The following is a 24,788-nucleotide window of genomic DNA, read 5'->3' on the forward strand; positions in this document are numbered from 1 at the left end:
AATGTACCACTAGAAATAAGCTGACGCTTAGTAGCCACAAGCAACGACACAACTCCGCTCACTGCGTCAGCTGAAAGCTAACCTAACTGATAAATTCACTGCACTTTGATATTGAAACTTTAAGGTAAAGATAGACTCCCATGATCGATAAAAGAATTTTGTATCCATTAATGACCGCAGTATACACATCACTTCTATTCCTATTCCTATTTGCTTTAATACAAACTATAAACAGGTATAGCCTGAGTGATGTAGATGCCTCAGTCGGCTGGAGCCTGGTGTCTTTAGGGGCTGTATTCATCGGCGCCAGCGCATTGAAACGAATGTCAATGAACTATAAGTCCGTGACTTCATGGCTCTCCCTTACTTCTGCACTTTATGCTATTGCTTGTTTTTATAGAGTCACGTACCTGATAGCATTCTGCGGCATTGGCATCGTCTTGCTTGCCTATTTCTTGGAAAAGCGGAATAAATGCCTCCAAAGACCATCACTATCAAGAATTGTATGGCCTGCAATCGCTCCTGTTGTTGCGGGGCTTGTCGTTGCGACACTCTATTACCTGGTAGTTCAAATACCAAATAGGCCGGACCAGCTTTCTATCGAGGAGTGGTTAGAAAGCGGTACTAAAGAGGCACCTGCCTATCTTAGTTACGTTGAATTGCGTGATTTTGCCAGAAAACAGGATGTGCTCTATGAAAGCACGGGGGATGCCGAATCCAGAGCACGAGCGTTTAAAGCCTATGAAGCAGCTTATGAAGCAAGGGTTGGCGCTCTCGAGCCAGGGGAAGATGAGTACTCAGATGACATTGCCACGGAACTGATGGTCATCGTTTCTAACCGTTATTTCAGTGGTGACGGCGTGGAGCAAAATTACCCGGATGCTCACTATTTCTATTCCAAACTGGCTTGGAACAACGACACTGATATCGCTGGCGAGTACTCGAAAAAGCTGGCAGATATGTGGGCGAATGGTATTGGAGTAGAGAAAGACATAGAAATGGCACTTCAATACTATCGTTGTTGCGATGAACCGCACTACTTTGAAATAGCTGAAATGTACCGAAAGAGCGAAGATTACAGAAATGCGTCTATTCACTACTCCCGCATCCCTGATGATCCGCGAGCCAGTTACTGGCGTGCTGAAATCTCATTTCGCGGGCTGGGGCGAAGGGATGTCGATGGACGACTTGATTTCGACTATAACAATGCCTTTAGATTTATGGATTTCGCAGCAAGAAATGGCCACAAGCTTGCCCAGGCAAAGTTGGCCGAGTACTACCTGCTGGGAATCGGCGTTGAAAAAGACACAGCTCAGGCTTCCTATTGGATAAACCAAGCCTCCTCCAGTAGCGATGCAACTGAATACGTTAATTATGTCCGTGGGTTAGCTTATCTGGCAGGCTCTCAGAATAGCGATGGGTACGATAGAAGCAAAGCAATCCCATTGCTCGAGTCCGCTTCAGATGACGGGGTAATAGAAGCTACCGTAAAGCTTGGGGAAGTCTATGCATTTGAACCAGACAGTGATGAACAGTTGGCAGCTGGCCGCACTACCCTTTTGGAGCAGGCAAATGCAGGTAACCCAAGGGCAAGCTATCTGGTTGGTTTATTGTATAAAAGCGGGCAAGGCTTCGAGCAGAGCTATCAGGAGGCATTCGAACGTATTCAATACGCCGCCAGCAATGGAATTCCCGAAGCGGCTAGGGAGATGAGCGACTTTTACAAACATGGCTATTATGTCGAACAGTCCCAATTAAGGTCTGATCGCTGGAGTGCCTATTGGCGAGCCAATCGATAGTCTATGGCACCGTAAACCAGGCACGAAGAAGCCAGTGCAGGCAGTATACAGCCTCGCTAACCTTGCCTCACTGGCTCTACTTCGCCGCAATCCCGCCCATACACACTCATAACCAGCACCAGACTGATGGCCGCTGCGCCAAAAAAGGCCAGCGCCAAAGGGTACACCGTCTGGTTATAGAGCGGGCCAACGGCAAAGGATACCCCCACGGCTACCAGACTGGAGAATGAGGCGATAATCGAGGAGCCAAGACCGGCGACCTGCCCCAGTGACTGCATGGCGAGTGCGTTGATGTTGCCAAACAAAAGGCCCACGCCAAAAAACAACCAGAACCCCAGCAATAAAAACACCGGCAATGAGGGTTTGCCCTCTCCCAGCCATGCCAGGATAGCCAGCGATGCGCTGATCCCCATCATGCCGATCAGCGCCGTCAGGGTTTGACGATACATCCCCAGGCGCATGACCAGTGCGCCGTTGGTCAGCGATGCCAGGCCAATGCCGGCGGCCAGTATTGCAAAGTAGAGCGGAAAGCGGGCACCTGCCTGGTACAGGTCTTCAAACAGCGAATGGGCGATGCTGTAATAGACCACCTGGCACCCAAACACCAGGCCAGCGACAATGGTATAGGCCATTACTTGTGGGTGTTTCAGAATGCGCAGGGTGGTTTTTGCAAGAGGAAGCGGCCGAATCGGAAGGCGCCGCTCGGTGGTCAGTGTTTCGGGTTGTCGCACAACCAGCCAGGCGCCGGCAATCAGGGCCAGCGCCAGCAACATTAGAAAAATTGCACGCCAGCCAGCTATCCACAGCACCAGTTGCCCCAGTGCCGGGGCCAGCATAGGCACCAGTATCAGAATCATCATCACGAAGGACATAATGCGCGCCATCGCTTCACCCTGGAACCGGTCGCGAATGAGCGCCCGAGTGCCAATTTTGGAGCCGGCTACACCCAAGCCCTGAACCAGTCTGCCCAGTAACAGCATCGTCATTGACTGGGCAAAGAGGGCGATCAGTGTCCCTGTGCCAAATACCAGCAAGCCTGTCACTATGGCCCATTTGCGGCCGTAGGCGTCGGCCAGCGGGCCAAACGCCAGCTCGCCAAACACCATGCCCAGCACCATCAGGCTAATGGTCATTTGAAGGTCGGTTGCATCGGCTACCGAGAAGCTGGCAGCCATGGCCGGAAAGGCCGGGAGTATGGCGTCGATGGTGAGCGCCGTAAGCGAGGTCAGCAGCGCAAACAGGGTGATGAATTCGATAAGCCGAAACGATGGTGGCGATGGGTCTGGCGCGGTAACCGGAGGCGTGGCAGAAGCGGCCGGGTTCGACATTTGGTTAGGGTTCCCTGTCGTTTGTGTACCCGGCCATTAAACCATAAAAACGCGCCAGAAACTGATGATCAGGGGGTTTCCAGGCCTGCCTGATCCAGCACCCGCATGGTGAACTGGTTTGGATACAGCAGCACTTCGATTCGCCGGTTTGCTCGGCGACTCTGCGCATCGGTTTCTTCAACCAGTGGCCGTGTGTCAGCGTACCCCACGGCCTGCATACGGTCAGACTCAATACCCGACTGGCTCAGCACCTGCACAGCCGAAGCGGCGCGCGCCGTAGAAAGCTCCCAGTTGGAGGGGTACTTTTCCTGCAACGATGGCGAAATCGGCCGGCCATCACTGTGGCCCTGAATGCTGATCAGATGATCAGGAAAGCTCACCAGGGCGTCTGCCAGCAGTTGCAGGGTTTCCCGCCCCGCTTCGCCGATGCTGGCAGAACCCGAGGCGAAGACGATGTTTTCCGGCAGCTTAATCACCGTAGTGCCGTCTTCCAGTCGCGACACCAGGGTTTGGCGTTCATTACTCAACGACTGCAGCTGGCTCTGCAGCTCATCCATGGCTTGTGTTTCACGGTTTAGGCGGGCTTCGAGCTCGGCAATGGTTTCGCTGTAGTTTTCACTGCGCGCCTGCTGCAAGGCCAACTCTTCCCGTGCCTGCCGATACTCATCGACCACGGTTTCCCGCTCAGCCACGGCTTGATCGAGATTGGCTTCGCGCCGCATCAGCTCGACTTCGGCAATGTTTAATTCGGCCAGGGTTTCATCCAGCTGTTGTTGCAAGCGGTCGCTGGCAGCCTGTTGCTGTCGGTCTTCCTGCTCCATGCGCTGGGTACTGGCCAGCAATGCCGTGCGCTCGTTCAGCAACCGCTGTACATGCGCCTGGCTGGCGTCTAACTGACGGTTGAGATCAGCTGCACTTGCTCTTTCTGCTTCAAGTTCTGCTGTGGTTGCGGCCAGTTCGTCTGTGGTGTCGGCCAGTTGTGCCTCAGCCGCAACCAGCTCTGCTTCAACGGCAGCCAGTGTTTCAATGGTTTGCTTAAGTTCAGCCTCCAGGTTCGCTTGCTGCTCGGCCTGCCTGGCAATCAGGCCATCGGCTTCGGCCAGGGTTTGCTGGAGTGCGTCGCGGTCCTGGCGTGCCTGCTCCAGTTCGGACTGCAGGTCACCCACGCTCGATTGCGAATCCTGCCGCAGGTTATCGTACTGGGCCTGCAACGCCGCCAGACGCTCGCTGGTCGTTTCAGCGTCACTCAGCAGCCGGCTGCGCTCGGCTTCCAGTTCCCGAACCCGGCTGTTGGCGTCGCTCAGTCGGCTCTGTACGGTACTCAATTCCGATTGTGCGCGCTCCTGGGCTTGTTCGAGTGCACTCATACTTTCCTGAGCCTGGGCCAATTGCGACCGGTATTGCTGATAAAAGTAGGCCACAACGGCAAGAACGATGACAAGAATCACAGCCAGCGTCACAGCGACCCAGCCTTGTTGATTGCTCTTAGTGGTACTCACCCGGACTTCTCCCCTAATGCGTTTTTATTGTATGAGTTGTAAAGCGGTGTAAAAAACAGTCAATCGTCTGAGTCTAGTGCAAGCGTGTGGAGATTTCATGTCAGCCTGCAAGCAGCGCTGCGTCGACTATACTGAAAGGTATCCGCTGCATGGTTGTTTAAAGGCATTGTTTCGCAGCGTGAGGAGTACACCGTGCGACAATACATTCGCCACCCGGCCGCTGTGCCGTTGAAGTATCAGTGCCAGCAACCCACCGACCCCAACCCGACAGAATTGCTGGACATCAGCCAGGGTGGGCTCAGTTTCATAACAGAAGAGGCGCTCGAACCCGGGCAGATTGTGCAAGTCAGTATCGGGGTTGGTGATCCGCCGTTTGAAACCAAAGGCCAGGTGGTCTGGTGCCACCCGCAGGACGACCACTTCGTGATCGGGCTGCGTTTCGACAACCTGGAAAATGCCTTTGCTGTGCGCATGGTTGAGCAAATCTGCCACATCGAACAGTACCGGCAACAATGGGAGCGCCAGGGTCGGGATCTGACCCCGGAAGAAGCCGCCCGGGAGTGGATTGACCTGCACGCCCGGGATTTTCCGGCCTGGCTTGGAGAATCCAACCCCAAATAAGCCCGGTTCAGGGCACCAGGGACACGGCAACCAGCACCATGACGCTGCCAACGGTCGCGTCGAACCAACGCCAGGCCGTTGGAGACCTTAGCTTTGGCCCGAGGTAACGCCCAAACCCGGTTAAGCCGAAAAACCAGGTAGTCGATGCGGCAGCCGCCCCGACTACAAAATAACCCGGGTAGCTCTGCTGAGCGCCCACACTGCCCACCAGCACAACGGTATCGAGGTACACATGCGGGTTCAGCAGTGAGATCGCCATGGCCTGGCCGGCCACTTGCCATTTGGTCACAGCCGCCCCTGCCACGGCCACTCTCAACCCTCCAGACCCCTGCCACACCCGCCAGAACGCCTGGGCGGCCAACCAACACAACAAGCTGATGCCAAGCCAGGTCAGCACCGGAACCAGCGCCGGGATGCGTTGCTGTACCCAATCGACACTGTAAACCCCCAGCGTGATCAGCAGAGCATCGATGCTGCAGCACACCAGCGCCACAACAGCTGGGTGTTCGCCGCGCATGCTCTTGTTCAGTACCCAGGCATTCTGCGCTCCGATGGCCACGATCAAACCGATGGAAATGCCAAAACCCGTAATAAAAGACCCGACCATATCTGCTCCCGTTGTTGGTGATTGTCGTGAAGGCTAAGGAGCAAGCCGCTATTAATCCAACGAATGTTTTTTATCCTTCATAAGTATTTCTAATTAACGTAGATTAACGTTTTCCACGTTCACCGGGGGTTAACATGCTCGACTACCGACTGCTCGATGCACTGGCGGCCGTCATCGAAACCGGCGGGTTTGAGCGGGCAGCGCAGAAACTGCATCTGACGCAATCGGCCATCAGCCAGCGCATTCGACAGCTGGAGCAGCGGCTCGGGCAGCCCGTGTTACTGCGAACCACCCCGCCCCGGGCGACGGCAATGGGCTGGCGGCTGAACAATCACTTACAGCAGGTAAGACAACTGGAAATGGATCTGGTCGACACTCGCGATGCCTTGCCACTTAAACTCAGGCTCACCGTTAATGCCGATTCCATGGCCACCTGGCTTGCCCCCGCGCTGGCGCGGTGCGAACTGAGCCCGGAAATGGATTTTGACTTGGTGGTCGAAGACCAGGAAGTGGGGCTGAAGCGCATGCGTCAGGGTGAAGTGATGGCGTGCATCTGTGCTGAGTCGCGCCCGGTCAATGGCGGGGCGGTGATGGCGTTGGGGAGGTTGCGCTATCGGGCTCTGGCGAGCCCCGCCTTTGTCGAGCGATACCAGACACTTAAATACCCGGAGAACCTCAACCAGATTCCCTGCCTTGTTTTCAACCACGACGACCAGCTGCAACATCAATTCCTGGAAAGCCTCAGGTTGCCTCCGCCGCAGCGCATCCATCGCTGCCCCTCCTCAGAGGGGTTTGTGCAAATGGCTTTGTCCGGGCTGGGCTTTGGAATGCTGCCGGAACTGCAGGTACAGCCGTATCTGAACCGTGGCGAACTGATCGATGTCAGCCCGCCCTACTATCTGGACGTGCCCCTGTACTGGCACTACTGGCAAACAGAAAGCAGCGCGATGACACAGCTTCGGGAAGCCGTTGGCGCCCATGCAAAAGCGGTATTACTGCCCAGCGCAGGCACTGAGTAGCTCCGAAAAAGCCCGGTTAAACCGGGCTCTCTGCTGAGGCGTTTCACCTGGAACTGCCTTCGGCTCTAGCGCTTAAAGACACTCTTCAGCCACTGCGCCCTGGCGTTGCGGGCATCCAGATCAACCCGATCACTGCGAATACGATCTCCGGCATCGCGATACCGCTCGGGAATGCTTGAAGGCTCCGAAAGGCGGGCTGAGGCCGTCCCGAGTAAAAAAGCGCTGCGATAGGCCTGAAAAAGCGTGCCTTTGTCAAAATTAAGCTGGCTCATGAGGGGAACCTCCTATTGCCGGTGAATTAACGGCCCAACTGAATGAACAGAGTGGCCTTCTCTGACGATGTGAATATGGTACGCTGAGACTATTCGCAAAGTAATTCCCAAAAAAGCCAAATGGAGTTTGCAAAATCGCACATCATAAAACGCAAATAAAACGCCAGGGCGGGCCCTACCAGATTCACTGGGACGACTTTGAAACGGTTCTGGCCATTGCCGAAAGCGGCTCGCTGTCGGGAGCGGCGCGCCGGATGCAGGTGAACCACGCGACCGTCTTCCGACGCTTGGGAGAGATCGAAAAGCGGCTGGGTGTCATGTTGTTTGAACGGTCGCGCTCTGGTTACTTCCCAACTCCGTCGGGCGAGGAGCTGGCTGAAACGGCCCGGCAAATGGAAAGTTTTGTGTTGCAGGCGGAACGCCGCATCGTCGGTCGGGACTTGCAACCGACCGGCGCCGTTTGGGTAACCACCACCGACTCCATGATGGCAGGGCTTCTCGCCCCGCTGTTTGGTGAGTTCCGGCAACACTACCCGGGTGTCACGCTGGACATCGCCGTGTCCAACCAGCTATTCAATCTCACCAAACGCGAAGCCGATGTTGCCATTCGCCCCTCCAACGCACCGCCGGAGCACCTGATCGGCCGCAAACTGGCCGATATTGGTATGGCGGTCTATGGCCAGAACCGCCAAATCGACACCGACGCCTTCGATTTACACCAACTGCCCTGGGTCGGCCCCGGGTCGCGCCTGTTTGACGAGCCCATGCGACTATGGATGGCCGAACAGGGCTACGATAAACAATGCGCCTTCCGGGTCGATACGTTAATCGGGATGCTCAGCAGCGTAAAAGCGGGAGTTGGGGTGTCGGTGTTGCCCTGTTATCTGGCCGATGGTGAGCCCGAACTGGTTCAGTTATCAGACCCGATCCCACAGCTGAGCTACGGGCTCTGGTTTCTGATGCACCCGGACTTACGGGGCGTCTCGCGCATTCAATCGCTGATGGATTTCATGACCGGGGCGGTACGCGAGCAGACCGCCCGATTGGCGGGGTACCCGGCAATTAAGAAACAACGCTGACCAGACGACGAAGTTGCCGCCCGGTCAGCCCCGTTTTATTTCACAAACAGCTGGCGCGGGAAATCGCACAGCATCTCCACACCGGTTTCGGTGATCAGAATGCTTTCGGTGATCTCGATGCCCCAGTCGTCCTGCCAGATACCGGGCATGAAGTGAAAGGTCATGCCGGGCTGCAATACGGTTTCATCCGAAGCGCGCAAGCTGGAGGTGCGCTCACCCCAGTCCGGTGGGTAGCTGACGCCGACGGGGTAGCCACAGCGGGACCCCTGACGATCAATCCCGTACTTCAACATGGTGGCATTCACCGCATTAGCGATGTCGCACGTCCGATTACCGGGTTTGGCCTGCTCAAGCCCCGCATCAATAGCTTCCAGCAGGGCTTTTTCGGCGTTCAGAAAACGGGCGCTGGGCTTGCCCATATAGAGCGTGCGCGACATGGGCGCATGGTAGCGTTTGTAGCAGCCTGAGATTTCGAAGAAGGTCCCTTCATTGGCACGAAACGGCCGTTCATCCCAGGTGATATGAGACGCCGAAGCCTCTTTGCCAGAGGGCAGCAACGGCACAATAGAGGGGTAATCGCCGCTGTAACCGTCAACACCGGCAATCGCCGTCTCGTAAATTTGTGAGACAACGTGACTCTTCGGCACCCCTACCCGCGCCACATCCAGAATACGCTGATGAATTTTCGACGTGATCTTGCCAGCGATCTTCATGAACTCAATTTCTTTGGCCGACTTGATGGCCCGGCACCAGTTCACCAGATTATGGCTGTCGACAAAGCGGGCTTCCGGCAACGCAAGACGCAGAGAGCGATGGGCATCGGCGGTGTAGTAGTAATTATCCATCTCGGTGGCGATGGTGGCCCCACTCCAGCCGTTTTCGATAAACAGGTGCTCGGCCAGCCAGGTCATCGGGTGTTTTTCGAGGTTCTGAACGTACTCTTCCGGGTAACTGGTCAGGTTTTCTTTCTTCATGAAACAGCGCAACAGAGCCGCGCTCTCGTCCATGCGGCGCCCGAACCAGATGGGCTCTTCCTGGTCGACATGAATAACCACGCCCTGGTGCACGTAAAACGACCAGCCGTCATACCCGGTTAGCCAATTCATATTGCCGGGGTCAGTCGCAATCAGAATATCGACCTTACGTGTTCGCATTTCCCGCCGCACTTTCTTGACGCGTTGCAGGTATTCCTTTTTCGTAAATGCCAGCTTCACTCAGCCACCTCCGATTCAAACCATAAGTGCTATGCACACCTCGTTGTCACAACCATTCACTTGTGTACCCCTTGCAAGCAGTTACCAGCCTTTAGCAAGCGCAGAACAGGGTCTTTTGGATTGTGCCAGTCAATGCCTGCACAATGCCAGTAACATCATCAACGATTAATGTTCACATTCAGGGGAGATCAGGGCTGAGTTGCCCGGAAGGGCACCATAAAGCCCGGTGTTCGGGCAGGAGAGAGGCTTCGCTTCAAACGACCGCTGGCACCCGGTATCGATTTTCAACCACCGGCAGGCCACAATCGGAAGAGGATACCAGTACAATTCCGCCGGGCGACAGGGTGTACTGCAGCGCGTCCTTCACAGCATCCTCACCGATGACGGTACCTCTGGGAATAACGCATCGTTGATCAACAATGACTCTGCTTAAATGACAGTCGCTGCCTATATAAGCCCCTGGCAATATCAGCGAATCACTGACGCGGGCTCCGGCATTGATCGTTACATCATTGAAAATGATACTGTTTTCGACTGTCGCGCCGTCTATCAGGCACCCGTTACCAACCACAGAGTTGGTGGCTTGGCCGTGCGAGCCCCGTTCGGAGTTGAACACAAAACGGGAGGGCGGCAACTGCTCCTGCGCAGTCCAGATGGGCCAGTGCCGGTCAAACAAATCCATGGCCGGACAATCACCGAGCAACTCCATATTGGCTTGCCAGAACTGATCCAGGGTGCCTACGTCCCGCCAATAAGCGGGCTCGCCTTTTTTACTCACAAAGGGGTAAGCGTTGACTGGCCACTGATCAATGAGGCTGGGAATAATGTCTTTACCGAAGTCATGGCTCGACACTCGGTCATTGGCATCCTGGCGGAGCTGTTCGATCAAGAAGGCAGTATTGAACACATAGATTCCCATAGACGCCAGCGCACGTTCAGGTTTGCCAGGCAAGGTTCTGGGATCACGGGGTTTTTCATCGAAAGCAAACACCCGGTTGTTCCAATCGATGGCCATCACCCCAAACCCCTGAGCTGCCTGCACGTCTACTTCAATGCAGGCCACCGTCATCGGAGCACCTGATGACTGGTGATGCAACAGGAGGTCGCCGTAATCCATTTTATAAACGTGGTCACCGGCGAGAATCACCACATAAGTGGGAGCGTATTGTTCAATAATATCCAGGTTCTGATAAACCGCATCCGCCGTGCCCTGATACCAGCCATCCCCCATGCGTTGCTGGGCTGGCAGCAAATCTACGAAATCGCCCATGCCGTTGTTAAGAAAGTTCCAGCCACGCTGGATATGACAATTGAGCGAGTAAGACTTGTACTGGGTGAGAATACCAATGCGCTTCAGACCTGAATGCAAACAGTTGGACAATGCAAAATCAATAGTCCGGAACTGCCCTCCAAAGGGAACCGCCGGCTTGGCATGCCAGCGAGTCAGATTCTTTAGCCGGGTGCCATGCCCTCCGGCCAGAATCAGTGCCAGGCTTTCCTCTGCCAAGGCTCTTCCTTGCTGGTTGGATCGTCTTGCTTGCATACCACACTGCCCCCAACTCGTTCTTGATAAAGTGCGTAAGCGCCTACCACCGGTCACAGATGCAGCAGTTACCTACCCGACCCAGGCAATGTTCAGTCGTTAACTATAGCGGCTTTAATGAACCTCTTATTGATACTTATCAAGCTTTAAATTTGTTGCGTAACTAAAACATTGTTCAATATTACGTCTGGATTCGAATGGCGGCTGCCAGGGTAAACCTCACCCATAAAATTGACACAGATCATCGCCTGGCACTGTGTTAAGACTAGACTGAATAGGCTCTTTCCATTCGCCTTCCTGCCATCAGGTTGTAGACAGGATCCAACGGAGCGTCATCCATGACCTATCCGATCGTGTCCAAGCAAACAGCCAGCGATAGCATTCAGCCAAACCTGCGCAACTATGAAGCTGTTCGAGATTCATTCCAGTGGCAGCGGGCCAGCGACGCATTGAACATGTCCGCTGCGACCGGGCACCTCAACATTGCCAGCATCGCCCTGGACCGGCATCAGCTAACTGCCACGAAAGATCAGGTTGCGCTGCGTTTTCTCAGTAAAGAACCCGGCAACGAACCCGAAGAGATTACTTATTCAGCTCTGTGGGAACGGGCCAACCGCTTTGCCAGTGCCCTGACATCTCTGGGCCTGCAAACCGGCGACCGGGTATTCTGTCTCAGTGGTCGCACACCCGACCTCTACATGGCCGCTCTTGGCACGCTAAAGGCCGGGTGTGTCTTTTCCCCCCTGTTCTCCGCCTTCGGCCCGGAACCTATTCAGGCGAGAATGGACATTGGCAATGCCACCGCCATTGTGACTACGGCCCGGCTTTACCGGAAGAAGCTGGCAAGCTGGATATCCCAGTTGCCATCGTTACGCTATATCCTTCTGCTCGACGCCCCGGATACGTTGGACTCGCCAGATAATACCCAGCTGGAAATCGTCTTCCTGCAACCCATGCTGGCGCACTGCAGCCCGCAATTCGAAACCGTTGCGACCCGTCCGGAAGACATGGCATTACTGCACTTCACCAGTGGCACCACAGGCAAACCCAAAGGGGCTATCCATGTCCACCAGGCCGTGCTGGCACACTACATGACGGCCGCGTTCGCACTGGATCTTCACCCCCGGGACATTTACTGGTGTACGGCGGATCCGGGCTGGGTGACGGGTACGTCTTACGGCATTATCGCGCCCCTGTGCCATGGCGTAACGCTGATCATCGATGAAGCCGAATTCGAAGCCGAACGCTGGTACCGGATACTCCAGGATCAGCACGTGACCGTCTGGTATACAGCACCAACCGCCATTCGCATGCTGATGAAGTACGGCCCTGAACTGGCCCGGCAGCACGATTTATCCTCTCTGCGCTTTCTCGCCAGTGTCGGCGAACCCCTGAACCCCGAGGCCGTTGTCTGGGGCCTTGAAACCCTGGGCCTGCCGTTTCATGACAACTGGTGGCAAACCGAAACCGGCGGCATCATGATTGCCAACTACGCCAGCATGGACATCAAGCCCGGGTCCATGGGCCGACCGATGCCGGGCATTGAAGCCGCCATTGCGGAACGCTCGGAGGCCGGTGAGATGCGTCTGATCACCGACCCCAATGAAACCGGTGAGCTGGTTCTGAAAGCTGGCTGGCCTTCGATGTTTCGCGGCTACCTGCATGAAGACGCCCGCTACCAAAAAGCCTTTGTTGACGACTGGTATTTTACCGGTGATCTGGCCAGAAAAGACGAAGACGGTTACTTCTGGTTCATTGGCCGGGCCGACGATGTCATTAAGTCATCCGGGCACCTGATCGGGCCCTTTGAAGTCGAAAGTGTGCTAATGGAACACCCAGCCGTTGCCGAGGCCGGTGTTATTGGGATACCCGATGAGGTCGGTGGTGAGGTGGTCAAAGCCTTTGTTGGATTAAAACCGGGTTATGAAGCCGACGAGAAGCTGTCGCAGGACATTCTGGGCCTGGCACGCAAGCGACTCGGCCCGGCCGTCGCCCCCAAATCCATTGCGTTTCGCGACAACCTTCCCAAAACCCGCAGCGGAAAAATCATGCGTCGCCTGTTGAAAGCACGCGAGCTGGGGCTGCCCGAGGGCGATACGTCCACACTGGAGGAGTCGCGCTGATGAGTACTGCAAAACCATTGCCAGGCCAGTTGGATCCCAGTCGTAAACTGAGGCTGTCGCGCGATCATCTGCTTGACCTGTTGTTTCAGATGATCCGCGTACGCCGGTTCGAGGAAAAGTGTGCGGAACTCTATACCCGGGAGAAAATTCGCGGTTTCCTGCATCTCTACATCGGCGAAGAAGCCGTGGCCGTGGGTGTCGCCCGCGCCCTGAACGATGACGATGCCGTAGTAGCGACGTATCGCGAGCACGGCCATGCCCTGCTGCGCGGCGTGCCGATGGACAAGGTGATGGCTGAAATGTATGGCAAGGAAACCGGTTGCAGCAGAGGCCGTGGCGGGTCCATGCATCTGTTTGATGCGCAGCAACGGTTCTTTGGTGGTAACGCCATCGTCGGTGGCGGTTTGCCACTGGCGGTCGGCCTGGCGCTGGCCGATAAAATGGCAGGGCGCAACCGGGTAACCGTTTGTTTTTTTGGTGAAGGGGCTGCGGCTGAAGGCGCTTTTCACGAAAGCCTTAACCTGGCTGCCTTGTGGCAATTGCCTGTCCTGTTCGTGTGTGAAAACAACAACTATGCCATGGGTACAGCGCTGGCCCTGTCCCAGTCGCAACGGGATGTGTATGTCAAAGCCGAGGCTTATCAGATAAAAGCTGAGCGCGTCGATGGCATGAACGTGGTCGACGTTGAAGCTGCATCCCGGCGTGCGGTCGAAGCCATTCGTCAGGGAACCGGACCGCAGTTTCTAGAATGCCACACCTACCGTTTCCGCGCGCACTCCATGTTCGACCCGCAGCTGTATCGCGACAAGGCCGAAGTTGAAACCTGGAAAGACAAGGGCCCGATCGTATTGCTAACCCGCTGGATGGACAACAACCAGCTGCTGCACCCGGACGACCTGCAACGCATGGAAGAGGCCGTCGCCGCAGAGATTGAGGCGGCCGTTAGCTTTGCCGAGTCTTCACCCTGGGAGCCCGTTGCCACCTTGAAACAGCACGTTTCCCTGCCCGTGAACGATCCGTTAACCCCACCACCCAATGCCAACAGCGAGCCCCTGGAAACCACCTATCGCGAGGCCTGTCACCTGGGCCTGCAAGAAGCGCTGCAATACAACGACCGCGCCTTCCTGATGGGTGAAGACGTGGGCCACTATGGCGGTTGCTACGCGGTCAGCCATGACCTGCTGGCTGAATTCGGTGAACAGCGGGTGCGTGATACGCCGTTGTCTGAAAATGGGTTTACCGGCGCTGGCGTCGGGGCGGCACTCGGTGGCATGCACCCTATCGTTGAAATCATGACGGTCAATTTCAGCCTGCTTGCCATGGATCAGATTGTGAATACCGCAGCAGCCCTGCTGCATATGTCCGGCGGCCAGTTCAATGTTCCGCTGGTGATTCGCATGGCGACCGGAGCGGGCCGTCAGTTGGCCGCTCAACATTCACACAGCCTGGAACACTGGTACGCTCACGTACCGGGTTTGCGTGTACTCACGCCCGCAACACTGGAAGACGCACGCTACATGCTCTGGTCGGCACTGCAGGACCCTAACCCGGTGCTGATTTTCGAACATGCGGCTCACTATAACGACAAAGGCACACTGGCCCCTTGCCCACAAGGCGTCAACATCGATCAGGCGGCCATACGCCGACCCGGTAAAGACATTACCCTGATCACCTACGGGGGTTGTCTTAATAAAACGCTAGCCGCCGCTGACGCACTGAGCCAGGAAGGCATCGACGCTGAAGTGATCGATCTGCGCGTACTGCGCCCATTGGATACGGCTACCCTGGTCGAATCTCTGTCTCGAACGCACCGGGCTGTGGTCATCGAGGAGGCCTGGAAAACCGGCGGCATGGCTGCTGAGGTCAGTGCGGCTCTCATGGACAAGGCGTTCTGGGAGTTGGACGCGCCTGTCGGGCGAGTCGCCAGTGAAGAGGTGCCCATTCCCTACGCTGCTCACCTGGAAGTGGCGGCACTCCCCCAGGTCGACGCTATCGTACAAGCCGCCAAAGAAACGCTGCGAGGCGGCCATGAGTGACTTCCTGATGCCCTCCCTCGGGGCAGATATGGACGAGGCCGTTTTGGTGGAATGGCAGGTGAAAGCCGGCGACACGGTTCACCGGGGTGACGTTATTGCCGTGGTAGAAACCGCCAAAGGTGCCATTGAAGTGGAAGTATTTGAAGAAGGCGTTGTGGAAGAACTTTATGTACCGGTGGACACCACCGTGCCGGTTGGTAGCCCCATCGCACGTTTAGCCACCCAAGCCAGCGTGGCGCCAGCCAGCCAGACACCCGCCGAACCGGAAACTGCACCGAACGCATCCGTTGAAGCTGACCGGCAGCTGGAACCGAGTACCAAGCCTGCGGTGGAAGTGTCGGTTAAAACAGAAAAGAATGATCGAATCACGCAGACGCCGACGACAACACCGGAACGACTGAAAGCCAGCCCACTGGCTCGCCAGCGCGCTGCGCAGTCCGGCCAGTCGCTGGCAGGCGTAACGGGCAGTGGACCGCAGGGAGCCATTTTGGTCGGCGATCTCACCTCCACTGCTCAGCAAGCGCCAGCCGCAGCAGAACCAAAAGGCGAAAAATCTCACGCCGGGTTTAACCCAATCGAAATGCGCAAAGCCATTGCCGCCGCCATGGCACGCTCGAAACGGGAAATACCTCACTACTACCTGGCCACGGCTGTAGATATGCTGGCCGCAACTCGCTGGCTTGAGGCATATAACGCCAGCCAGACACCGGAGAAGCGGCTGCTGATGTCCGCATTGATTTTCAAAGCCGTCGCCAATGCCCTGCGCGATTTTCCGGAAATGAACGGTTATTTTCAGGAGGGAACTTACCAGCCCAGCCCTTCAGTCAATCTCGGTATCGCTATTAATTTACGCGGTGCTGGTCTGATGACACCTGCACTGATGGACGCCGACAAACTCGACCTGGCGGAGCTGATGACAAAACTGCAGGACCTGACCCGGCGCGCGCGTCAGGGTGGCTTGCGCAGTTCGGAAATGACCCGGGGCACCATTACCATCACCGCGCTGGGCGAGCGAGGCGCCGACACCGTCTATGGCGTTATTTATCCGCCGCAAGTCGCCATTCTGGGGTTTGGCAAAGTGAATTCACGCCCTTGGGCCATTGGGGACATGCTGGCAGTCCGACCGGTCATGCAGGCCACGCTGGCGGCCGATCACCGCGTCAGTGATGGTCACCGTGGCGGGTTGTTTCTCGACCGAATCAACCAGACCCTGCAAGACCCCGAACAGCTCAATCAACCTGCCCACCAGGAGCCTGAATCATGATGAACCGTGATGAACTGAGAACTGCTCTGATCGAAGAAATTACCCGCATCGCACCAGACTTGTCCGCCGCTGAGATAACCGACGATGCCAGCTTGCGAGATGACTACGACCTGGATTCCATGGATTCGTTCAATTTGGCTTCGGCCATTCACAAGCGACTGGGCGTTAACATCCCCGAGACCGATTTCGCCCGCTTACAAAGCCTGGCTCAGTTGGTGGCTTACCTGGAAAAACACCCGGCGTAAGTACTGGGAAGTTACAGAGCCTGGTAGCGTTCCTGAGCGACAAAACGGTCGCGAGCCTGTCGTACCTCGTCATGATGTTTATCCGCCCATTGCACCATGGGCTGTAAGTGTTCATAAAATGAATGACCCAGCCCAGTCATGCAGTATTCCACCTTGGGCGGAATGGTGGGGTATACCTCGCGACTGACCAGCCCGTCCTGCTCCAGCTGCCGCAGCGTCTGCGCCAGCATGCGTGGTGAAATATCAACAATCTGCCGGCGTAACTCACTGAACCGGAATGTTTGCTCACCCAGCGTCATCAGAATCAACACCGTCCATCGATCGCCCAGCCGATCCAGCACATCCCGAATCGGGCAGTTTCGATTCAGGGGTTCGTGTTCCAGTTTGCGTTTGCCCATCGGGTCTATTCACCGTTATTCAGTTCATTGGTATTCCATGGCGTGTCACCAGGTTACCTGGCAGTAACCAGGTGACCTTTAGCACCCTACTTCCGCCGCCCGGGAAAGGCAGTATCATAAAGTAACCTACTAGGTAAACGTAACCTTTATTTGGCGAGACACGAGGGCTTTTTCCATGACAGACACTTACCCCATTGCCGTCACCGGCGCATCAGGCCAACTGGGCCGACTGGTCATCAATGCCTTATTGACCGAGCAGGGCGTTCCAGCGAACCAGATTATCGCGCTGACCCGACGCCCGGAATCCCTGAAAGAGTTCGCCGATCAGAGCATTCAGGTACGCCAGGCGGATTTCGACGACCCGGCCACTCTCGGCGGAGCCTTCAACGGGGTGAATCGCCTGTTGCTCGTTAGCACCGACGAACTGGCGGAAGCCGGCAAACGCCTGGCTCAGCACAAGCTGGCCGTCAGCGCGGCGGAACAGGCCGGGGTACGGCATATAATGTACACCTCCATGCCCAAGCCCGGAGGCTCGGCCATTACCTTTGCCGGTGACCACCTGAAAACGGAACAGTTTATTGCCGCAAGCTCCATGAGCTGGACGATTTTGCGCAACAGCTGGTACTTCGAAAACCTGTTGATGGAAACCGGGCACATTCTGGAGTCGGGCCAGTGGTTCACCGCCGCTGGCGACGGCCGGGTGGCGAACATTGCCCGCGCCGACCTGGCAGCCGCCGCCGCCGCAGCGCTGGCGATGAATGACTTCAACAACCGCACCTACACCCTGACCGGCAAAGAGGCGCTCACCACCGCGCAAATGGCCACTCTGCTCAGCGACATCAGTGCACGTTCCATTGTGGTGGTGCCGATTACCGACGAACAAAAAACAGACGGGCTCGAACAGGCGGGTTTACCACCGGTATTGGCCAAAACGTTTGCAAGCTTCGATACCAACACCCGCCAAGGTGGCGTGGAAGAAGTCACCAGTGACTTTCACCAATTGACCGGGCGTGAACCGCAAACGCTGAAGGAATGGCTAAGCCAGAACCGGGCGCTCCTCACACCAGCGTCCTGATCTCGATAGCAGTGGCAACTGCTTCCGGCCATTTATAAACGACAGGGAGTGTCGTTCACCGCAAGGCAGGAGGCCTTGCTTGCAGCAAACTTCGCAATTCTCCGCACTATCCCCCAAGTTACTGACGTCGCCTAACAACCATTAAGCCTCCTGCTAATTCTTTTCACTTGATAATGAGTTGCATTTTTATTACTGTTTGCGTAAAGCAGCGTTCGACTGTAATAGCCGCCGCAGAATCCCTCTTGGACCGTCAGTTACCCAAATGACCACAACGACCGTCACTCCTGCATCCTTCTCCGACTGTATCAATGAGCTCGGCAACCGCTTCGACGGCCTTAAGGTGAGCTATGGCACGCAGCCGGAGCATAGCTGCCGCTTCGATGAACTGATCACTGAACACAGTGAATGGCGCACTGCCCTGATGCGCCATGAAGCCGGGCGATGCCCCGGCCTTGACCCCAAAGGTCAGGTCGCCTTCCTGGTTGGCGACACCGCTCACTATTTACTGACGGCCGTCGCGGCCCTGTACCTGGGCGAAGGCATAGTGCCCTCTCTGGCAAGCGATAATCTGGCGTTTATGAAATACGACGTTCACTGGGAAGAAAACGGAGCAAGCGGAACCTACCAATCACTGGAAGTCCGGTTGCTCGGCTCAGACTGCTGGGCCTACGCCCCCCGCACCTTAATTAATCATGCCATTCCGGCCAGTAGCCAGGCTGACCTGCAGGATCTGCTGCGCCGGCAAATAGAACGCCTCTTTCAGCCGCTTATCGAACGACTCTATCAACTGCACCGGCTGAGCAAGGCAGCACAATGGCGCCTGGTAGCCGATGCACTGGCGGTCGCGTTTCTCAATATCGGTCGACAGTCTGGTGTGGAAGAACAAGCCCGGGAAGAAGCCCTGGCACTGATAAAGCACCCCGGCTCCCCATTGTTCAACCGGCAAACCGGCTTTTTCGAAATCATCTTAAAAGACAAACGCTCGCCGGAAAACGTTCTGGCAAGACAACACTTTCGTGCCCGGGGTGGCTGCTGCCGCTATTACACCAGCGATGCCGCTAACTATTGTTCAACCTGTGTATTACTGCCCAGGGAAGAAAGGGATAAACGCCTGAATCACTACCTGGAGCAACAGTACAACGCCCAGTCAGCTTAATGAGCAAATTTTCACGCGGGGAATCAATCAAAACCAATGATGAAAACGATGAAAAAAATACCCCTGAAACGCAACCTCGTTGCTGAATAATTAACGTATACAGAGAAAAAATCATGAAAAAAACATGGCTCATCACCGCCGCGATCACCCTGAGCAGTGCCTTGCCTGCTTTCGCCACTGCGTGCCCGGAAAACACAACGGCCGTTAACCACGAACTGGGTACCACCTGCGTGCCGGGGCAAGTCAGCGCTGTGGTTGCTCTGGAATTCAGCTACATGGACGCCACACTCAATCTTGGCGTTAAACCTGTGGCGGTGTCTCGCGATGCCTTACCGCTACCCATTCTAGAAGTGCATATGGCAGGCATTCCCAGCGTGGGCACGCGCGCCCAACCGGATTTGGAAGCCATTGCTGCCGCCAACCCAGACTTGATATTGGCTGACCTAACACGGCATACCGATCTTTACCCCCATCTGAGCGCCATAGCGCCCACCCTGGTGTTCAACAGTTTGCGCGGCGGTTACGAAGACATACTGAACCAATACCAGCAAATTGCCGACCTGCTGGGCGAGCGTCCGCTGGCCGACACCCAACTGGCCGAGCACAGACAGCGCTACCAGAACGTGCGCGCATCAAACCAGAACCAAGGTCAAAGTATTGTGATTGCAGTATCCCACCCCAGCGGCTTTACAGCGCATGGCGGCACCAGCTTTATGGGCAGCATTTTGGATGATTTCGGTTTCGAAAATGCGGTTGTCCCTGCTACCAATGCCATTTCCGCCAATGTCGATTTTGAAGGCTTATTGGCTTTAGACCCGGATATTCTTATTGTCCTCGAAGCCACCGAAGAGGTGACTCAAAACCCCCTGTCAGCATGGGAACAAAGCCCTTTGTGGGGCTCGTTAGCGGCTGTAGAAAATAGCAAAGTGTATCGGTTTGACCGCAGCAACTGGTCCCGTGCCCGCGGACTGCTGGCCTTAAACACCATGCTGGATGATGTGGTTAATAGTGGGTTATTACAATGAAACGACTGGTCATCACCCTCGCCACCTTCACGATGCTCTCCACCTCTGTGGTTGCGCAGGACATGCGCAGCGTAACCGACGATCTGGGGCGCAATGTGATTTACCCTGCCGACCCCGAGCGCATCGCCACCTTGCATGATATCGAACTGACCGTCCCTCTGCTTGAACTGGGGGCTCCTGTTGTGGCTAGCCATGGCCGCCCCGGCGCAACTGGATCGGCAATGATCAGGGCAGGCATTCTCTTAACCGGGCAGGATTTTTCCACCAGCGACATTATTGATCTCGGCCACAACCCGGTTGATCTGGAAGTGCTGATGAGTGCTCGACCCGACCTGATTATTACCAGCACCTGGCAGCAAGCGGATGTCGACAAACTGTCCGCCATCGCCCCCACGATCGTGATTGACACCCGCTCGGGTGTGCGGGGCGACTTCGAACTCTTCGATCTGCTGGCTGACCTAACCGGAAAAACGGACAGGCTGGATAAACTCAAAGCCCGGTATGAGGCTCAGATCGCCCAACTTCGGCGCGTGGCTGGAGAGGAGCGCCGAATGGTCAGTGCCTTTCACGCACAGAACGGCAATCTTTCCGTTTGGAACCCCTATTCGTCGTTCGGCAAAGTATTGCGGGACGCTGGCTTTGCGTTTCCGGATTTGATCGAGAACATCCCGGAAGGCACGTCGGAACAGTTGAGTGTCGAGCGCTTGCCCGAACTCGATGCAGATGTGATTTTTGTCAGCTACCGAAGCGATCGGGGAGAAACCCCCGCCGATGCCCACGCTGAGCTTGAAGCTGCCTTTCCGGGATATTGTGACCAACTGACTGCGTGTCAGGGCCAACGTCTTGTCGTCATCCCACGTGAGGAAGGCTGGGCAACCTCGTACGTTGGTCTGACGATGATCGCTTATGCCGTGACAACCGCCATTGGAACGCTCGACTTCAGCGCAGGGTACTGAGCTGCAATGCCCTCGGGCAAGGATCACTCAATGCATGAACCGGAACGAAAACGAAAGGTCGCGCACTGTGGGATGAACGTCCAAGCCCATCGCTTCAATGGTTTTTACCGATGAATCGTTCTCTGTATACAACCCTAACTCGCCATTGTAGACCGTCCCCCGCTCGCTCGCCCCGCCTATCACTGTTCGCCCTGATTTAGGCTCTGTCATTACCTTGATGCAGATCATGGCCGGCCCTCACCTCAAGGCGTAGTGTGATCTGAAACAGCCTGCGGAGATCTGTCATGACGAAGCTCTACGACCAATTAAAAGAAGATCACCGGAACCTGGTGAAAGTGCTGGATGTACTGAAACGGCAAATAGCCCTGTACGATACGCGCGAGGAAGAGGGAGCCGAGAAACCCGATAGTGCGCTGATCCTGGATATCATGGACTACATCCAGCATTATCCGGATCGCTTTCATCACCCGCTGGAAGAAGCCTGTTTCGACTATCTCGACGAACAGAATCGGGGAGACGCTGCCGCCAGGGATGCTATTCGGGCTGAACACAAGGAACTGGAACACAGCTCAAGCAAAGTCAGAACACGGCTCAACGCCATCAATCTCGGCGAGGCCGTTCCGCTGGACAAGCTCCACCAGACTCTGGATCAGTTTCATACCCTGCAGCTTGACCATCTGAAACGTGAAGAAAAGACCGTGTTCAGGGACATTAAAGCGTTGGATGACGCTGCCAGCGCGATCATCCTGGACAGGGTTGAGCACCGTCACGATCCGCTCTTTGCGGAAGTGGCGAACCAGCAGTTCAACGAACTGATCCGACAACTAAAGTACGATTAAGGGAACCGGAACGTCACGCGTTTTATTCGATGCTCGGCGCTACCCTTCTGCGCTTTGGTAACGCCGAAATAAAGTGCCCCGTCACTATTGTGAGTTCAACATAAACGCCGCAAAAAACTCAGCCAGGCTCTGATGGTCATCCAGCGGCAACACCTGGGCCACGTACTGGTCCGGGCGGACAATCACCAGACAGCCGCGCTTGCGATCAATGGAGCGCCTATCGAAAATGTCCTGTCCGCTCTTCAGGTCCGCGCAGAATACTTTTTCATAGTCATTCAAGCCGTAGCGTCCCTTGCGGGGCATGAGCAGGGCGGGCATGGATTCAAGCGCCAGTTCCCGGTGCGACTGCTGAAACACTGCACGCAGATCAAAGACCGAATCAATGTCTTCACCTCCGGGGGTAAATCGCCTTACCGGTGAATCCGGTGCATCGGACAGAAACTCACACAGTTTCCTGATATCGGAGTGCTGTCCCGCCGAATCGTTCGCTCCGGCAAAGGCGTACAATCTCCAGCGTCCATCGGCGCGAGCCACGTGGCCCAGATGCATGCCGCGCGCATCCGCCAGGCGCACCACCGGTGCGGAATGAAAACGCTTGCCAACCGTAAACCCCCGGGCCAGATGCTGATGCGTTGCCTCACCGCAAATCTGCGACGGTTGATAATGCGTTTCCGTGCCAGCCGTAAACCGGCCCTGCTTGACAAAATAGCGTTCAAATTCTTTCGGATCGACACCGCCTTCACCGCCTCCCTCGGCCGGGCGATCACTGAACATCTTCGCCCATTTGCGGTCGAAATCGATCAGTTCCTGAGCCACCGTCTGGCGTTCCGCTGAATAGCTGTGCAGCAACTCCGGAGCACACTGGCCACGCAGTACCGAGGCCAGTTTCCAGCCCAGGTTAAAGGTATCCTGCATCGAGAAATTCATGCCCTGCCCGGCTTTGGGACTGTGCGTATGGCAAGCATCTCCGGCTATGAAAACGCGCGGTGGAATCGTGCTGTCAGCGCGACCGGCGACGTCGTCGTAATGCTCACTGATGCGCTGGCCGATTTCATAGACCGACCACCAGGCGACTTCTTTTACATCGAGCGTGTAGGGATGCAATACCCGTTGCGCCGCTGCGATCAGGTGATCAACGGTAATGTTTCGGCTGGCGATGCGTTCGTTCTCATGTAATTTGTCCAACTCCACATACAGCCTAACCAGGTACCCACCTTCACGCGGGATGATCAGCACGTTGCCTTCGGCAGCAGAATGAATCGCAGCCTTGAGCCGTATATCCGGAAAATCAGTCACCGCCAGAACATCCATAACCCCCCAGGCCTGGTTGGCGGAGTCGCCGTGCAACTCGCGGCCAATCGATTTGCGTACCGCACTGCGTGCGCCGTCACAACCGACGACATAGCGCGCCCGGACCTTCTCTTCCTGTCCCTGGTGTTCTGAATCGGTTCTGGCAATGTGCACAGTCACCGGATAATCATCCGCCATGCGGTCAACGTCGACGCCGACCACACTGCGTGAATAATCTGGCACCAGCCGATTGGCGCTGTTCCGCATGACCTCCAGATAAAAATCATGCACCCGCGCCTGGTTCAGAATGACATGCGGAAATTCTGACAACCCGTCTTCGGTATCCTGTACCCGGCCGTTGCGTACGATGTGTTCGGGGCGTTTTGTATCCGGCTTCCAGAAGGTCACTTCGTTCACCCAATAGGCCTCTTCCATGACCCGATGGCTGAAGCCAAAGGCCTCGAACATTTCCATCGTGCGGCAGGCGACGCCATCAGCCTGCCCCAGCTTCAGCGGGCCCTCTTTTTGTTCGATGATGCGCGTGCGAATATCCGGGAAGGCGGCCAATTGGGCGGCCAGCGTCAACCCAGCCGGTCCGCACCCGACGATGAGTACATCGACCTGCTCGGGCAGGGAATCGGTTTGAGGGTTGGTTTTCGCCGACTCTGACGGCGCCTGAACCCGCGGATCTCCGGCATTGAACCCATCCAGATGAAATTGCATACCCTCTCCCCAACGCCTATTCTCGGCTTCTCTGTGATTTTTTGGACCCGTGTTCAGCCTCACAACGAGGCTGACCGGACGGCGACACCCTATGCCATGATCTACAAAACAATATAGTCAGTATGCTGATCATCAGTATGCTTGTCAATTATCGCCTTAATGAGAGTTCCTGAATGAGAGTTCCTGAATGACCGACGTCAACACCATGCCCGGGCACCTGATACGCCGCTACCATCAGGCATCAGTGGCCATCTTTCACGCCCGGGTCGCAGAACTGGGCTACGACCTCACGCCTGTGCAGTATGCCGCCCTGGCAAAAATAGAAGCCCAGCCGGGTATAGACCAGGTAACCCTGGCGGGCCTGATCGCCTATGACCGAACCACCATCGGAGGCGTAGTAGACCGACTGGTGCAAAAGACATATCTGGTCAGGGAGGTCAGCGCGACAGACCGCCGAGCCCGGGTGTTAAAGCTGACCGAGTTGGGAGTAACCACCTTGCACCGCTTGGCGCCGGCGGTGGAGGAAGCGCAGCAAACCATGCTCAGTGGCCTCGAACCGGGTGAACAGGCGGAATTTGTCAGGCTGCTGCAGAAAGCGACAGCCGGGGTTAACCAGATGAGCCGGGCTCCTTTGAAAGAGACCGATTAGTATGGGCGGGTTTCTATCGGTACGTGCG

At 56.0% G+C, this 24,788-nt stretch carries 22 protein-coding genes; 14 read left to right on the forward strand and 8 right to left on the reverse strand.

From position 1 onward, the window contains the following. The first annotated feature begins 140 nt into the window (after positions 1-140). A complete protein-coding gene (locus tag ABJT94_RS03170; RefSeq protein ID WP_348474086.1) occupies positions 141-1,799 on the forward strand; it encodes a tetratricopeptide repeat protein in 1,659 nt (552 codons plus the stop codon). Between the two features lie 56 nt (positions 1,800-1,855). On the opposite strand, the gene ABJT94_RS03175 is transcribed toward ABJT94_RS03170, so the two are convergent. Together ABJT94_RS03175 and ABJT94_RS03180 are read right to left on the reverse strand one after the other, a co-directional pair. Continuing rightward, on the reverse strand, positions 1,856-3,127 hold the full coding sequence (locus ABJT94_RS03175; protein WP_348474085.1) for an MFS transporter: 1,272 nt from the start codon (positions 3,125-3,127) through the stop codon (positions 1,856-1,858). Positions 3,128-3,195: 68 nt separating this feature from the next. Beyond that, positions 3,196-4,626, reverse strand: coding sequence for an OmpA family protein (locus tag ABJT94_RS03180; RefSeq protein WP_348474084.1), 1,431 nt, complete (start codon positions 4,624-4,626; stop codon positions 3,196-3,198). A gap of 192 nt (positions 4,627-4,818) precedes the next feature. On the opposite strand from ABJT94_RS03180, the gene ABJT94_RS03185 reads away from it, so the two are divergent. After that, the gene (locus tag ABJT94_RS03185; RefSeq protein ID WP_348474083.1) at positions 4,819-5,247 is read left to right on the forward strand and encodes a PilZ domain-containing protein; all 429 of its coding nucleotides are present in this window, start codon (positions 4,819-4,821) and stop codon (positions 5,245-5,247) included. Positions 5,248-5,254: 7 nt separating this feature from the next. Here ABJT94_RS03185 and ABJT94_RS03190 read toward each other — a convergent pair whose 3' ends face one another. Then, positions 5,255-5,854, reverse strand: a complete 600-nt coding sequence (locus tag ABJT94_RS03190) for a LysE family transporter (RefSeq protein ID WP_348474082.1) — start codon at positions 5,852-5,854, stop codon at positions 5,255-5,257. Between the two features lie 134 nt (positions 5,855-5,988). Here ABJT94_RS03190 and ABJT94_RS03195 point away from each other — a divergent pair, with 134 nt between their 5' ends. After that, a complete protein-coding gene (locus tag ABJT94_RS03195) occupies positions 5,989-6,873 on the forward strand; it encodes a LysR family transcriptional regulator ArgP (protein WP_348474081.1) in 885 nt (294 codons plus the stop codon). A gap of 65 nt (positions 6,874-6,938) precedes the next feature. On the opposite strand, the gene ABJT94_RS03200 is transcribed toward ABJT94_RS03195, so the two are convergent. Next, positions 6,939-7,145 carry a hypothetical protein gene (locus tag ABJT94_RS03200; protein ID WP_348474080.1) on the reverse strand — a complete coding sequence of 69 codons (207 nt, stop codon included), beginning with the start codon at positions 7,143-7,145 and terminating at the stop codon, positions 6,939-6,941. Positions 7,146-7,327: 182 nt separating this feature from the next. Here ABJT94_RS03200 and ABJT94_RS03205 point away from each other — a divergent pair, with 182 nt between their 5' ends. Continuing rightward, on the forward strand, positions 7,328-8,224 hold the full coding sequence (locus ABJT94_RS03205; protein ID WP_348485115.1) for a LysR family transcriptional regulator: 897 nt from the start codon (positions 7,328-7,330) through the stop codon (positions 8,222-8,224). Positions 8,225-8,259: 35 nt separating this feature from the next. Here ABJT94_RS03205 and ABJT94_RS03210 read toward each other — a convergent pair whose 3' ends face one another. Then, the gene (locus ABJT94_RS03210) at positions 8,260-9,438 is read right to left on the reverse strand and encodes a M24 family metallopeptidase (protein ID WP_348474079.1); all 1,179 of its coding nucleotides are present in this window, start codon (positions 9,436-9,438) and stop codon (positions 8,260-8,262) included. Positions 9,439-9,691: 253 nt separating this feature from the next. Beyond that, a complete protein-coding gene (glgC, locus tag ABJT94_RS03215) occupies positions 9,692-10,981 on the reverse strand; it encodes a glucose-1-phosphate adenylyltransferase (RefSeq protein ID WP_348474078.1) in 1,290 nt (429 codons plus the stop codon). Between the two features lie 338 nt (positions 10,982-11,319). Between glgC and acsA the strand changes: the two genes are divergently transcribed. From acsA to ABJT94_RS03235, 4 genes are read left to right on the forward strand one after another with little or no spacing between them, the layout of a single operon-like run. Then, the gene (acsA, locus tag ABJT94_RS03220) at positions 11,320-13,104 is read left to right on the forward strand and encodes an acetate--CoA ligase (RefSeq protein WP_348474077.1); all 1,785 of its coding nucleotides are present in this window, start codon (positions 11,320-11,322) and stop codon (positions 13,102-13,104) included. After that, on the forward strand, positions 13,104-15,140 hold the full coding sequence (gene pdhA, locus ABJT94_RS03225; RefSeq protein WP_348474076.1) for a pyruvate dehydrogenase (acetyl-transferring) E1 component subunit alpha: 2,037 nt from the start codon (positions 13,104-13,106) through the stop codon (positions 15,138-15,140). The genes acsA and pdhA overlap by 1 nt, the downstream gene beginning before the upstream one ends. Then, complete coding sequence (locus ABJT94_RS03230; protein WP_348474075.1) at positions 15,133-16,404, forward strand: dihydrolipoamide acetyltransferase family protein; 1,272 nt, start codon at positions 15,133-15,135, stop codon at positions 16,402-16,404. The genes pdhA and ABJT94_RS03230 overlap by 8 nt, the downstream gene beginning before the upstream one ends. Beyond that, the gene (locus ABJT94_RS03235) at positions 16,401-16,649 is read left to right on the forward strand and encodes an acyl carrier protein (RefSeq protein ID WP_348474074.1); all 249 of its coding nucleotides are present in this window, start codon (positions 16,401-16,403) and stop codon (positions 16,647-16,649) included. The genes ABJT94_RS03230 and ABJT94_RS03235 overlap by 4 nt, the downstream gene beginning before the upstream one ends. Positions 16,650-16,660: 11 nt before the next feature. On the opposite strand, the gene ABJT94_RS03240 is transcribed toward ABJT94_RS03235, so the two are convergent. Further along, the gene (locus tag ABJT94_RS03240) at positions 16,661-17,047 is read right to left on the reverse strand and encodes a helix-turn-helix domain-containing protein (protein WP_348474073.1); all 387 of its coding nucleotides are present in this window, start codon (positions 17,045-17,047) and stop codon (positions 16,661-16,663) included. A 175-nt stretch (positions 17,048-17,222) separates the two neighbouring features. On the opposite strand from ABJT94_RS03240, the gene ABJT94_RS03245 reads away from it, so the two are divergent. From ABJT94_RS03245 to ABJT94_RS03265, 5 genes are all read left to right on the forward strand, one after another. Further along, entirely contained in the window at positions 17,223-18,122 is a 900-nt protein-coding gene (locus ABJT94_RS03245; protein WP_348474072.1) for an SDR family oxidoreductase, read from the forward strand. A gap of 262 nt (positions 18,123-18,384) precedes the next feature. After that, entirely contained in the window at positions 18,385-19,278 is an 894-nt protein-coding gene (locus tag ABJT94_RS03250) for a (2Fe-2S)-binding protein (RefSeq protein ID WP_348474071.1), read from the forward strand. 113 nt (positions 19,279-19,391) lie between these two features. Then, the gene (locus ABJT94_RS03255) at positions 19,392-20,303 is read left to right on the forward strand and encodes an ABC transporter substrate-binding protein (protein ID WP_348474070.1); all 912 of its coding nucleotides are present in this window, start codon (positions 19,392-19,394) and stop codon (positions 20,301-20,303) included. Next, complete coding sequence (locus ABJT94_RS03260) at positions 20,300-21,259, forward strand: ABC transporter substrate-binding protein (protein ID WP_348474069.1); 960 nt, start codon at positions 20,300-20,302, stop codon at positions 21,257-21,259. The genes ABJT94_RS03255 and ABJT94_RS03260 overlap by 4 nt, the downstream gene beginning before the upstream one ends. Positions 21,260-21,543: 284 nt before the next feature. Next, positions 21,544-22,098 carry a hemerythrin domain-containing protein gene (locus tag ABJT94_RS03265; protein ID WP_348474068.1) on the forward strand — a complete coding sequence of 185 codons (555 nt, stop codon included), beginning with the start codon at positions 21,544-21,546 and terminating at the stop codon, positions 22,096-22,098. Positions 22,099-22,182: 84 nt separating this feature from the next. Here the strand turns inward: ABJT94_RS03265 and ABJT94_RS03270 are convergent, their stop codons facing one another. After that, positions 22,183-24,111 carry an FAD-binding monooxygenase gene (locus ABJT94_RS03270; RefSeq protein ID WP_348474067.1) on the reverse strand — a complete coding sequence of 643 codons (1,929 nt, stop codon included), beginning with the start codon at positions 24,109-24,111 and terminating at the stop codon, positions 22,183-22,185. A 187-nt stretch (positions 24,112-24,298) separates the two neighbouring features. Here ABJT94_RS03270 and ABJT94_RS03275 point away from each other — a divergent pair, with 187 nt between their 5' ends. Beyond that, the gene (locus ABJT94_RS03275) at positions 24,299-24,760 is read left to right on the forward strand and encodes a MarR family winged helix-turn-helix transcriptional regulator (protein ID WP_348474066.1); all 462 of its coding nucleotides are present in this window, start codon (positions 24,299-24,301) and stop codon (positions 24,758-24,760) included. Positions 24,761-24,788 lie beyond the last annotated feature (28 nt).

It is taken from the genome of Saccharospirillum sp. (genome assembly GCF_039982735.1).
GTDB lineage: Bacteria > Pseudomonadota > Gammaproteobacteria > Pseudomonadales > Natronospirillaceae > Saccharospirillum.

Bases quoted from the DNA above. Each gene is read 5' to 3' on its own strand.
- ABJT94_RS03170 (WP_348474086.1), top strand. From the start codon at position 141: ATGATCGATAAAAGAATTTTGTATCCATTAATGACCGCAGTATACACA.
- ABJT94_RS03175 (WP_348474085.1), bottom strand. From the start codon at position 3,127: ATGTCGAACCCGGCCGCTTCTGCCACGCCTCCGGTTACCGCGCCAGAC.
- ABJT94_RS03190 (WP_348474082.1), bottom strand. From the start codon at position 5,854: ATGGTCGGGTCTTTTATTACGGGTTTTGGCATTTCCATCGGTTTGATC.
- ABJT94_RS03195 (WP_348474081.1), top strand. From the start codon at position 5,989: ATGCTCGACTACCGACTGCTCGATGCACTGGCGGCCGTCATCGAAACC.
- ABJT94_RS03200 (WP_348474080.1), bottom strand. From the start codon at position 7,145: ATGAGCCAGCTTAATTTTGACAAAGGCACGCTTTTTCAGGCCTATCGC.
- glgC (WP_348474078.1), bottom strand. From the start codon at position 10,981: ATGCAAGCAAGACGATCCAACCAGCAAGGAAGAGCCTTGGCAGAGGAA.
- acsA (WP_348474077.1), top strand. From the start codon at position 11,320: ATGACCTATCCGATCGTGTCCAAGCAAACAGCCAGCGATAGCATTCAG.
- pdhA (WP_348474076.1), top strand. From the start codon at position 13,104: ATGAGTACTGCAAAACCATTGCCAGGCCAGTTGGATCCCAGTCGTAAA.
- ABJT94_RS03230 (WP_348474075.1), top strand. From the start codon at position 15,133: ATGAGTGACTTCCTGATGCCCTCCCTCGGGGCAGATATGGACGAGGCC.
- ABJT94_RS03235 (WP_348474074.1), top strand. From the start codon at position 16,401: ATGATGAACCGTGATGAACTGAGAACTGCTCTGATCGAAGAAATTACC.
- ABJT94_RS03240 (WP_348474073.1), bottom strand. From the start codon at position 17,047: ATGGGCAAACGCAAACTGGAACACGAACCCCTGAATCGAAACTGCCCG.
- ABJT94_RS03245 (WP_348474072.1), top strand. From the start codon at position 17,223: ATGACAGACACTTACCCCATTGCCGTCACCGGCGCATCAGGCCAACTG.
- ABJT94_RS03250 (WP_348474071.1), top strand. From the start codon at position 18,385: ATGACCACAACGACCGTCACTCCTGCATCCTTCTCCGACTGTATCAAT.
- ABJT94_RS03255 (WP_348474070.1), top strand. From the start codon at position 19,392: ATGAAAAAAACATGGCTCATCACCGCCGCGATCACCCTGAGCAGTGCC.
- ABJT94_RS03260 (WP_348474069.1), top strand. From the start codon at position 20,300: ATGAAACGACTGGTCATCACCCTCGCCACCTTCACGATGCTCTCCACC.
- ABJT94_RS03265 (WP_348474068.1), top strand. From the start codon at position 21,544: ATGACGAAGCTCTACGACCAATTAAAAGAAGATCACCGGAACCTGGTG.
- ABJT94_RS03270 (WP_348474067.1), bottom strand. From the start codon at position 24,111: ATGCAATTTCATCTGGATGGGTTCAATGCCGGAGATCCGCGGGTTCAG.
- ABJT94_RS03275 (WP_348474066.1), top strand. From the start codon at position 24,299: ATGACCGACGTCAACACCATGCCCGGGCACCTGATACGCCGCTACCAT.